6 protein-coding genes are annotated in these 10,076 nt (G+C 71.5%); 5 read left to right on the top strand and 1 reads right to left on the bottom strand.

All coding sequences use genetic code 11. The features are described 5' to 3' along the window. Positions 1-115 precede the first annotated feature (115 nt). A complete protein-coding gene (ccrA, locus tag ACIQAC_RS06650) occupies positions 116-1,465 on the top strand; it encodes a crotonyl-CoA carboxylase/reductase (RefSeq protein ID WP_402187673.1) in 1,350 nt (449 codons plus the stop codon). 11 nt (positions 1,466-1,476) lie between these two features. Next, the gene (locus tag ACIQAC_RS06645; RefSeq protein WP_402187672.1) at positions 1,477-3,657 is read left to right on the top strand and encodes an aminotransferase class III-fold pyridoxal phosphate-dependent enzyme; all 2,181 of its coding nucleotides are present in this window, start codon (positions 1,477-1,479) and stop codon (positions 3,655-3,657) included. 85 nt (positions 3,658-3,742) lie between these two features. Here the strand turns inward: ACIQAC_RS06645 and ACIQAC_RS06640 are convergent, their stop codons facing one another. After that, a complete protein-coding gene (locus ACIQAC_RS06640) occupies positions 3,743-4,927 on the bottom strand; it encodes an acyl-CoA dehydrogenase family protein (protein WP_402187670.1) in 1,185 nt (394 codons plus the stop codon). A 161-nt stretch (positions 4,928-5,088) separates the two neighbouring features. On the opposite strand from ACIQAC_RS06640, the gene ACIQAC_RS06635 reads away from it, so the two are divergent. The 3 genes from ACIQAC_RS06635 (at position 5,089) to pepN (ending at position 9,922) form a co-directional block, all read left to right on the top strand. Further along, positions 5,089-5,709 carry an NADPH-dependent FMN reductase gene (locus ACIQAC_RS06635; RefSeq protein WP_402187668.1) on the top strand — a complete coding sequence of 207 codons (621 nt, stop codon included), beginning with the start codon at positions 5,089-5,091 and terminating at the stop codon, positions 5,707-5,709. Positions 5,710-5,848: 139 nt separating this feature from the next. After that, positions 5,849-7,318, top strand: a complete 1,470-nt coding sequence (locus tag ACIQAC_RS06630; RefSeq protein ID WP_402187667.1) for a transcriptional regulator — start codon at positions 5,849-5,851, stop codon at positions 7,316-7,318. A gap of 171 nt (positions 7,319-7,489) precedes the next feature. Beyond that, positions 7,490-9,922 (top strand): aminopeptidase N, encoded by a 2,433-nt coding sequence (gene pepN / locus ACIQAC_RS06625; RefSeq protein WP_402187665.1) that lies wholly within the window; start codon positions 7,490-7,492, stop codon positions 9,920-9,922. Positions 9,923-10,076: the final 154 nt, after the last annotated feature.

Below are 10,076 nucleotides of genomic sequence, written 5' to 3'. Positions count from 1 at the left end.
CGCACGGCAATTCGCGAGTAATCCGTGTCGCCGGTCCCCCGGCTCGCCGGGGTGAACATGCGGTTACCCCCCGCTGCTAGCTTCCCCGGGGACCTCAGAAAGGCTGGGAGCTGCCGTGAATCCATTTCTGGAAGCGATTCTTGAGAACCGGCCGCCGGACGTGATCGAACAGACGGAACTTCCCGATGAATTCGTCGCCGCGCACATACGCGCGGAGGACACGGAAATGTTCCGTGACGTCGAGCACAAGGACGTACGCAAATCACTTCGGGTCGGCCCGGTCGCGATGCCCGAGTTGGCGCCGGACGAAGTGGTCGTGGCGGTGATGGCCAGCTCGATCAACTACAACACCGTCTGGTCGGCGACCTTCGAGCCCATTCCGACCTTCACCTTCCTGCGCAAGTACGCGGCGCAGGGCGGCTGGGCGGCCCGGCACGACCGCCCGTTCCAGGTGGTCGGCTCGGACGCCGCCGGTGTGGTCGTGCGGACCGGCTCCGGGGTGCGCCGCTGGAAGGTCGGCGACCATGTCGTCGTCCACCCCGTGCACGTCGACGAGCAGGAGCCGGTGACCCACGCCGACGCCATGCTGGGCACCGAGATGCGCGCCTGGGGCTACGAGACCAACTACGGCGGCCTCGCCGAGTTCGCGATCGCCCGCGCCAGCATGCTGGTGCCCAAGCCGGCCCATCTCACCTGGGAGGAGGCCGCCGTCACCCCCATGTGCGGCAGCACCGCGTACCGGATGCTCGTCAGCGACAACGGGGCCCGGATGAAACAGGGTGACGTGGTGCTGGTCTGGGGCGCCGCCGGCGGACTCGGCGCGTACGCCGTGCAGTTCGTGAAGAACGGCGGCGGGATCGCCGTGGGCGTCGTCGGCTCGCAGCGCAAGGCGGAGGCGGTCCGCCGGCTGGGCTGTGACGTGGTGGTCGACCGGGCCGAGATCGGGCTCACCGACACCGCCGAGCCGACGCCGGAGGAGACGGTGGCCATCGGCAAACGGCTCGGGAGGATCATCCGCCGCGAGACCGGCACCGACCCGCACATCGTCTTCGAGCACGTCGGCCGTGCCACCTTCGGCATCTCCGTGTTCGTGCTCGGCCGTGGCGGCACGGTCGTCACCTGCGGCTCCAGCACCGGCTACCACCACGAGTTCGACAACCGCTATCTGTGGATGCGGCTCAAGCGGGTCGTCGGCAGCCACGGCGCGAACCTCCAGGAGCAGGCCGAGACCGGGCGCCTGGTCGAGACGGGGGCGATCGCACCGACCCTGTCCGCTCTGTATCCGCTGACCGAGGCCGCCGAGGCCGCCCGGCTGGTGCAGAACAACGCGCACGTCGGCAAGGTCGGTGTGCTGTGTCTCGCACCGGAACCCGGCCTGGGCGTCACGGCGCCCGAGCTGCGCGAGCGCATCGGCGCGGACCGCATCAACCCGCTGCGGGCCTTCGCACCCGCCGCGTCCCTGTGAGGAGCCGCGAGATGAGCCAAGAGACGAACCGGGAAACCAGCCGCGGGACGAACCGGGAAACCGGCCGCGAGACGAGCCAGGAAACCGGCCGCGGGACGAGCCAGGAGACCGGTCGCGCGCCGGAAGAGCTGGCCGAGCGCTATCTGAGCAGGGCCCTGTCCACCTGGGGACTCGACGTGGAGTACGTCCGCGCCGAGGGCGACACCATGTACCTCGCCGGTGACGAGGGCGCCCTGACCCCGGTCACCGACTTCGTCGGCGGGTTCGGCTCGCTGTTCTTCGGCCACAACCCCCCCGAACTGGTCGCGCTGGCCAAGGATCTGCTCGACGCCGGCACGCCCAGCCACGCCCAGCTCTCCCAGCGCACCGAGGCCCAGCGGGTCGCCGCCGCGCTCGACGTGATCACCTGGCGGGAACTCGACGCGGGTGAGCCGTACGAGGTGGTCTTCGCCAACAGCGGGGCCGAGGCCGTCGAGGCGGCCATGAAACACGCCGAACTGGCCCGTGTGTTCCGGCTGGGCGCGCTCGCCGCCGAACTCGCCGCCCACGCCGAACAGGCCCGCGCCCAGGTCCTCGCGGGCACGGCCGTACTGTCCTCCGCCGCGGCCGAACTGGCCGGCCCGGACGGCGACATCGACGCGCTGCTGGCCGAGGCGCAGCGGCAGAACGCGGCGGCGATGGCGAGGCCGCCGGAGTTCTTCGCCCTGGAGGGCGGCTTCCACGGCAAGCTCGTCGGCAGCCTCCAGCTGACCCACAGCCCGACGTTCCGGCCGCCGTTCCAGGGGCTCGGCGCGCACGCCCGCTTCGTCCCCGCCGACCGGCCGGAGGAGGCGCTCAAGTACGTCGAGACCGAGCAGCCGTTCGCGCTGGACGTCGTCGCCGAGGACGGTGTCGTCGACGTACGGCGGCGGCCCGTGCCGTTCGTCGCCGGGTTCGTCGTCGAGCCGATCCAGGGCGAGGGCGGCATCAGGGTGCTCGGCGCCGCACAGGCCGAGCGGATCACCGAGGTCTGCCGCACCCTGGAGTGCCCGCTCGTCGTCGACGAGATCCAGACCGGCGCCGGACGCACCGGCGCCTTCTTCGCGAGCACCCACATCGGCCTGACCGGCGACTACTACACGCTGGCGAAGAGCATCGGCGGCGGTCTGGCCAAGACCTCCCTGCTGCTGGTCCGGCAGTCCTCGTACGTCAAGGAGTTCGAGCTGCTGCACAGCTCGACGTACGCCAAGGACAGCTTCTCCTGCGCGGTCACCGAGAAGGTGCTGGAGATGCTGGAGCGCGACGGGGGAGCGGCCTACCGGCAGGCCGCCGAGCGCGGGGAACGGCTGCTCGGCGCGCTCCGCGAGATCCACGCCGAGTACGGCGACGTCGTACGCGAGGTACGCGGCCGGGGGCTGCTCGTCGGCTTCGAGTTCGCCGACCAGTCGCACGCGGGTTCGCCGGTGATCCGCAACTACGCCCGCACCGGCTTCCTCGGCTTCGCCGTCTCCGGGTTCCTGCTGCGCCGGCACGGGCTGCGGCTGATGCCGACGGGCAGCGCGTCGCACACCCTGCGGATCCAGCCGTCGTACGCGATCGGCGACGACGCCGTCGACCGGCTGGCGGCGGGTCTGCGCGAGGTCTGCGACCTGCTCCGGCAGCAGGACGCGCTGCCGCTGGTGCACGCCCTGACCGGCGTGGCCACACCTCCGCCGCGCGACCGCGCCCGGGAGGTCGCACCCGCGACGCCCGCGGGTGACGCCGTGGGGCCGCCGCCGGCCGGCGGGGTCGCGTACGTGGCCGAGTTGGGTACGCCGGACGCGCTGCGGCGCTTCGATCCGGCGCTGGCCGACCTGGACGACACCACCCTGCGGGCGTTTGTGGCCCGCTCGGCGGCGGTGCGCGCGATGGCCCCGTGCCCTCCGGTGCGGTACCGCACCGCGACGGGCGCCGAGGCGGCCCTGACCGTCTTCCCCGTGCTGGTGGCGGAGTCCGGCGACACCTCGGGAGCCCTCGCCGCCGACATCGGGGGACAGGTCGCCGCGGCCCGCGCCGCCGGGCACACCACGGTGGTGGTCAGCCCGGAACTGCACCGGCTCGCGGGTACGGACGTCCCCGCGACGACCGTGCCCGCTCCGGCCGGTTTCGCCCTGCCGCCCGGCTTCGGCGCCGGCGGCCTGCTGCCCGCGGAGCTGGCGGAGGCACTGCGCTAGCGAGCCGGCCGGCCCCCACGGGAATGGCCCCGCCCGGACGCGACGCGCGCGTCCGGGCGGGGCCGTTCGTACCGGCCGGGAGGTGTCAGAACAGCAGGGACACCGGGTCGCCGGTGCCGAGCAGCGAACGCGCGTAGTCCTCGAAGATCATGGGCCGGTTCAGCGCCGTGTGCCGGCTGCCGATCTCCAGGTCCCGCCAGTACCGCTGCACCGGATTGGCCTGCGCGAACCCGCTGGTGCCCGCCAGGTCCAGCAGCCGCTGCATCGCCTCGCGGCAGCGCTCCAGCGAACTGACCATGTGCATCCGCAGCCGGGCCCGCTCGGCCGGGGTCGCCTCCTCGCCGTCCGGCACGGAGTCGAAGCCGTCGGCCACGGCGAGCATGTGCAGGGTGCCGGTGTCGATCAGATGGGTGGCCTCGGCGAACTCCTGCTGCACGGAAAGCGAGTCGATCGCCCGAGAGTACGTGGAGAAGGCGAGCGGCTTGTGCTCCTCCAGCTTTGCGCGGACCAGGTCCAGCGCGCCGCGGGCCGCCCCGACCAGGGACGACAGCGAGTGCAGATTGCCCTGGATGAGCACGGTCGGCGCGATCGGCGAATCGGCCTCGCCGTTGGCCTTGAGCGGCGCGAACTGCACAAAGCGGTCCGGTACGAAGAGATCCTCGGCGATCATCGCGTGGGTGCCCGTGCCGAGCAGTCCGGCCACCGTCCAGGTGTGCTCCACGCGCAGCTCGCGGGGTGGCGCCAGCAGATTGGCCACCCCGGTCTGCCTGCCGTCCTCGTACACCGGCACCCAGGCGAGGAACGCCCAGTCCGACAGCTCACAGCCCGAGGCGTACGGGAAACGCCCGTTGACCCGGAGCCCGTCGGCCACCCGGTCGGCGCGCAGCGCGGGGTCGAGGCTCGCGGCCGACAGCATCACGGCGTCCGGATCCCGGCCGTAGATCTCGGTGAGACCCGGCTCCGGCATCAGCATCACCAGGTCCACCGAGGCCGCGTGGTTGGCCGCGATCCAGGCGGTGGACGGGCAGCCCCGGCCCAGTTCGGAGAGGACTTCGACCTGATGCCGCATCGGCAGTTCCCAGCCACCCCATTTGTGCGGCGTACTCAACCGCAGCAGACCGGCGTCGCGGAGGGCGGACATGTTCTCGTCCGGGACTTTCGAATCCTTCTCCGTCTGCTCCGCGTTGCGCCGCAACAAGGGGACGAGTTCCCGTGCCCGCTCGATCAGTTCCTCGCGGGTGGGTACCCGTTCGGCGGTGGTCTGGGCCATGCTGATTTCCTCCTGGGGCCGTACGGGGATGGCTTCGCCCCACGCTAACGGCCGTCGTCGACCGCCCGCCCACGGCGCTGTAATTGCCCGTCCTATGCGCGGCCAATACCGCGTTACCGCGGACAGAACGGCGAATGGAGGCACCTGAATACAGTCGTCACGTGTACTTGGGGACAGCTATTCAGAGACCAGTCAACGTCCTTGGCATCGGCGGTTCGCTCCGGCCGGCCTCCACCTCGGACCGCGCCCTGCGCGCGGCCCTCGCCGGGGCCGAACGGCAGGGCGCGGCCGTCACCTTCATCGGCGGCGCCGACCTGGTCATGCCGATGTACGACCCGGCGGAACCGGATCTGTCGCCACCGGCCAAGCGGCTCCTGACCGCGCTGGCCGACGCGGACGGTGTGGTGATCGCCAGTCCCGCCTACCACGGCGGTGTGTCCGGACTGCTGAAGAACGCCCTGGACCACATCGAGGAACTGCGGGACGACGAACGCCCGTACCTGAGCGGTCGCGCGGTGGGCTGTCTGAGCGTGGCGCAGGGCTGGCAGAGCGGGGTGTCCACCCTGGGCGCGCTGCGGACGACCGTGCACGCGCTCAGAGGCTGGCCGACCCCCCTGGGGGTGGTCATGAACACCACGGAGGCCGGATTCACCGCAGACGGCCGCTGTGCCGATCCCCGGGTGCGGGAACAGATGGAGACCATGGCCGCGCAGGTGGTGGAGTTCGCGCGGTCCCACGCCCGGGAACGGGAAGCCACCGGCAGCTCCCGGCACGGCTGTTGACCGGTCTCCGGTGAGCAGCCGCCCGACACGACGCGTTGATCACGGCCGCCGAGAGTCCGCGGGCGGCACCACAACTCCCCCACGCCGCACCACACTTCACCGAGGGTCGACAGAATCGATGCCCAGTCAATACGCAGCCGTGGCCCCCACCGAGACCTACCGCCATCCCCTCGCCGTGCTCCGGTCCCGCGCCGGCTACACCCACAGTGAGTACGCCCGTCTGATCGCCGACACCCACGCCACACTCGGCTACGGACACATGGCCGCGCGCCGGGAGAAGGTGGGCCGCTGGGAGGCCGGCCGGGTCGTGCCGGAACGCACGGCCCAGTTCGCCATCGCCCATGTCCACGGGGTCCCCGAGGAAGAGGTGCTGAGCCGCAGCTGGCCCGACTGGCTGCACCTCGCCAACGGGGACGGTCTGCTGCTGGAGTTGCCGTGGACGGCGTCGGCCGTGCCCGAGGCCATCCTGGACGCCGTCGACGGCCGCAACCCGGCCCGTCAGGAGTACCTCCTGGCCACCGGCAGCGCCGTCGGCTCCCTGCTGGATCCCTGGCGGGACGCCATGGCCGAGTCCCTCGCGAAGGCACCCGCCGGTTCCCCGCCCGCACATCCTGAGTACGGCGACCCGCTCACCGGGCACGCACCGGGCCCCGACGGCGTCCCCGAGGCCTGCGTCCGGCTCCGCGCGCTGACCACCTTCGCGCGGAACTTCTCCGCCGGCTGGCTGGTGGCGGCCCTCGAACTGGAACTGGGCCAGCTGGCCCGCCAGTTGATCACCGAAACCGGGGCCTGCGACGGCACAGGCACCCGCGCCGGGGCCTCCCGTCCCGACCGGGCCTACCCGCTCGCCCTCGCCGCCGAGGGCCTGACCGTGTGCGGATTCGTCACCCGGCTCCAGGGCCACCACATCAAGGCCCAGCGGTACTACCTCGCCGCCCTGCGCTGCGCCGCGGCCGCCGCCGACACGGGCCTCGCCGCGGTCGTCCTCAGTCTGCACTCCGGCCAGTACCTCGACCTGGCCATGCCCGACGAGGCCGCCGAACTGCTGGGCGCCGTCGAGACGTTGCTCCGCCGGCACCCCGGTCCGGTCGCCCCCGCCCTGGTCGCCCTCCAGCAGGCACAGCTCAGCCGCGTCCACGCACTGCGCGGCGACGACCTGGGCCGCAAGCGGGCCCTCGTCACCGGGCGCCGGGCCCTGACCGCCACGTCCGCGAATGCCCCGGCCACACCGCCGGTCGACCGCGAGGGCTGGCTCGGCCTGGTGGAGGGCGTCTCCGAACTGGACATGGACCGGCCCGAATCCGCGCTCAGGCGCTTCGCCCCGGTGCTGGAGGAGCGGTCCCTCGGACTGCCGCCCTACGTGTGCGCCCTGTATCTGCTGAGGGCCGCCGAAGCGCAGACGGCCCTCGGTGACACGGCCGCAGGGGCACACACCGTGCACAAGGTCACCGCCCTGCTCGGGGGAACACACCAGATGGCGGCCGCCGAAGAGGTGCGGAGGGCCGGGCGCACCCACCCCTACCCTCCCGAGCCGAGCCAGTTCCGGGCCGCGACACCCGGCCGCTGCCGCGACATCCGCAGCCGGCCGGCCCGCAGCGGCCGCCGGTGACGCAACGCCGGTCGCACCAGGGAAGGGAGGGGTATCACCGAGGTGAGCCCAGAAGCCGCCAGTAGCCCCCCGGCAGGCGCTCACCCGGCCCCACGCCGTCCGGCCGATCGTTTACCGTGCTGCCGAGCGGGTGGTTGGCAGCAAATGAACGAATCTCTGCGAGGGACAGTGATGAGCGGCAGGAGTCTGACCCAGACCGAGGCCGAGGGGCGCGCGAGCCTGCTGACGGTCGAGCGGTACGACGTTGCCGTCGACCTGTCGGATCTGCTGACCGGCTCGCGGGTCCGGTGCACGTCGACGATCACCTTTACGTGTCACCGGCCCGGGGCCGAGACCTTTGCCGACTGTGCGGCGGCGGTCGAGGGCGCCACGCTCAACGGGGTCGTGCTGGGGCCGGCCGTCGAGGGCCGGATCGCGCTGACCGGTCTCGCCGAGCGCAACGTCCTCACGGTGGATTCGGTGACGGAGTGCTCGGCCGACGGCCGGGGCGTGCACAAGGCGGTCGATCCCGCCGACGGCGAGACGTATGTCTACACCGACTTCAGTCCCGACTACGCCCGGTACCTGTTGGCCTGCTTCGACCAGCCGGACCTCAAGGCTCAGTGGGTGTTCACCGTGACCGCTCCTGCCGGCTGGCGGGTGCTGAGCAACAGCGGTGACCCGCAGATCGAAGACCTCGGCCCCGTGCGACGCTGGACCTTCCCGCCCACGCCGCCGCTGGCGGCGTACAACACGGTGATCAACGCGGGCCCGTACTACGAACTGCGCCGGAGCGGAGCCGGTCATGATCTCGGGCTCTTCGCCCGGCGGTCGCTGGCTTCGATCCTGGACCGGGACGCCGACGAGCTGTTCACCCTGACCACCCAGGGGCTCGAGTTCTTCGCGGGCAAGTTCGGCATGCCGTTTCCGCAGCACAAGTACGACCAGGTCTTCACACCCGAGTTCCCCGGAGCGCTGGAGAACTTCGGCTGCGTCACCTGGATGGACTGGTTCCTGCGCAGGAGTACGCCGACCAGGGCGGAGTGGGACATCTTCTCGCGGTACCTGCTGCACGAACTCGCGCACATGTGGTTCGGCAACATCGTCACCATGCGCTGGTGGGACGACCTGTGGCTGAACGAGGCATTCGCGGAGTTCGCGAGCAACTGGGCCGCGGTGAGCGTGACGTCGTACACCGACGCCTGGACGGCACATCTGGCCGGCGAGAAACTCAAGGCCTACTTCATGGACCAGGGACCGACGTCGCACCCGATCCGCCAGCAGGTCCGCGACGTCTCCGAGGCCGAGGCGACCTTCGACGCCATCACCTACCCCAAGGGCGCGTCCGTACTGCACCAGCTGATGACGTACGTCGGCGAGGAGAACTTCTCCGCGGGTCTGACCCACTACTTCGCCACGCACGCCTGGGGCAACACCACGCTGCACGACCTGATCGACGCGGTCGCCGACGCCGGCGGACGCGACCTGGACCGGTGGCGCGCGGGATGGCTGGAAACAGCGGGCACCGACCGGCTGACTCTTGACCACGACGGCGACGGGTTTGCCCTGGTCGCTCAGGGGCCGGGTGGCCGGCCGCGCCCGCATGTGCTCGCTGTGGGCGCCTACGCGCGTTCAGGGGACCGCCTTGAGCGGACGGCGCTCGTCGAAGTCGAGGTGGCGGGTGAACGGACCCGGCTCGACCTGCCCGCGGGAGCCGACGTGTATCTGGTGAACGACGAGGACCTGACCTTCGCCTCGACGAGACCTGACGCCACGACCAGAGACGCGTTCTTCCGCAACGCCGCTCGTCTGCCCACGGCGACCGCGCGGGGTGTCGCCGTCACCACGGCCTGGGACATGCTGGTCAACGGTGAGGCGACAGCCGCCGAGGCCGTGCTGTGCCTCACCGGAGTGCTGGCTGTCGAGACGTCCGCGTCGGTGATCGGGCCGTATCTCGACCTGGCTGTCGAGGCGGCGGATCTGTGGAGCCCGGCGTCGGAGCGGGACGAGTTGCTGCGAGCGGTGGCTGCGGCGTGCCGCGGCCTCTCCGGCGTCGGCGCCCACCGTAAAGCGGCGTTGCGTGGCTTCGCTCGCACCGCGGCCGATGTGGAGGAGGTCGCGTGGCTCGAGGCCGAGGCCGGGGAGGACATCGATCTCCAGTGGCGAGCACTGGTCCGCAAGGCGCAGCTCGGAAGTCCGACCGCTGCCGAGGCGCAGGCGCTGCTCGACCGCGACCCGGATCCCGACGCGTGGGTCAGCAGGCTCCAGGTCCGCGCCGCGACCCCGGACGCGGCCGAGAAGAAAGCGGTGTGGCAGACGCTGGTCACGGACCGCGCGGTACCTGTCGCTTCGGTCCACTCGGTCGCGGCACTGTTCTGGAGCGCCGGCCGGGACGACTTGCTCAGGCCCCACACGGAGGCCTACCTCGACCTCGTGCAGACCATCCACCACAGCGGAACCGTGGCGGCGAGGACCTACACCAGAAGCCTCTTTCCGCTGTTCGGCATCGACCCGGCCTTCGTGGAAAGAGCGCAGGACCTCGCGGCACAGGTCGTCCCGGTCGTCCGCACGAACCTCCTGGACCGGGCCGACCGAATGCGCCGCATGCTGCGCTCCCGCGCCTGACGGCTTTCCCCCCTTTGCCGGGAGCGGACTCGGCCGCGGCTTTTGCGGATACACGCAGGCCCCGCGGCTCGCGAGGAGGCCTGCCGGACTTCGTAAAACGTATTGACAAAGTCCTGAGGTGATTCATAGGTTCACATGGCACCGAGTCCCGCCG

The sequence above is a fragment of the Streptomyces sp. NPDC088387 genome, assembly GCF_044753385.1.
In the GTDB taxonomy this organism is placed as follows: domain Bacteria; phylum Actinomycetota; class Actinomycetes; order Streptomycetales; family Streptomycetaceae; genus Streptomyces.
Note: the sequence above shows the minus strand (reverse complement) of the source record. Positions and strands in the feature narration are given on the sequence as shown.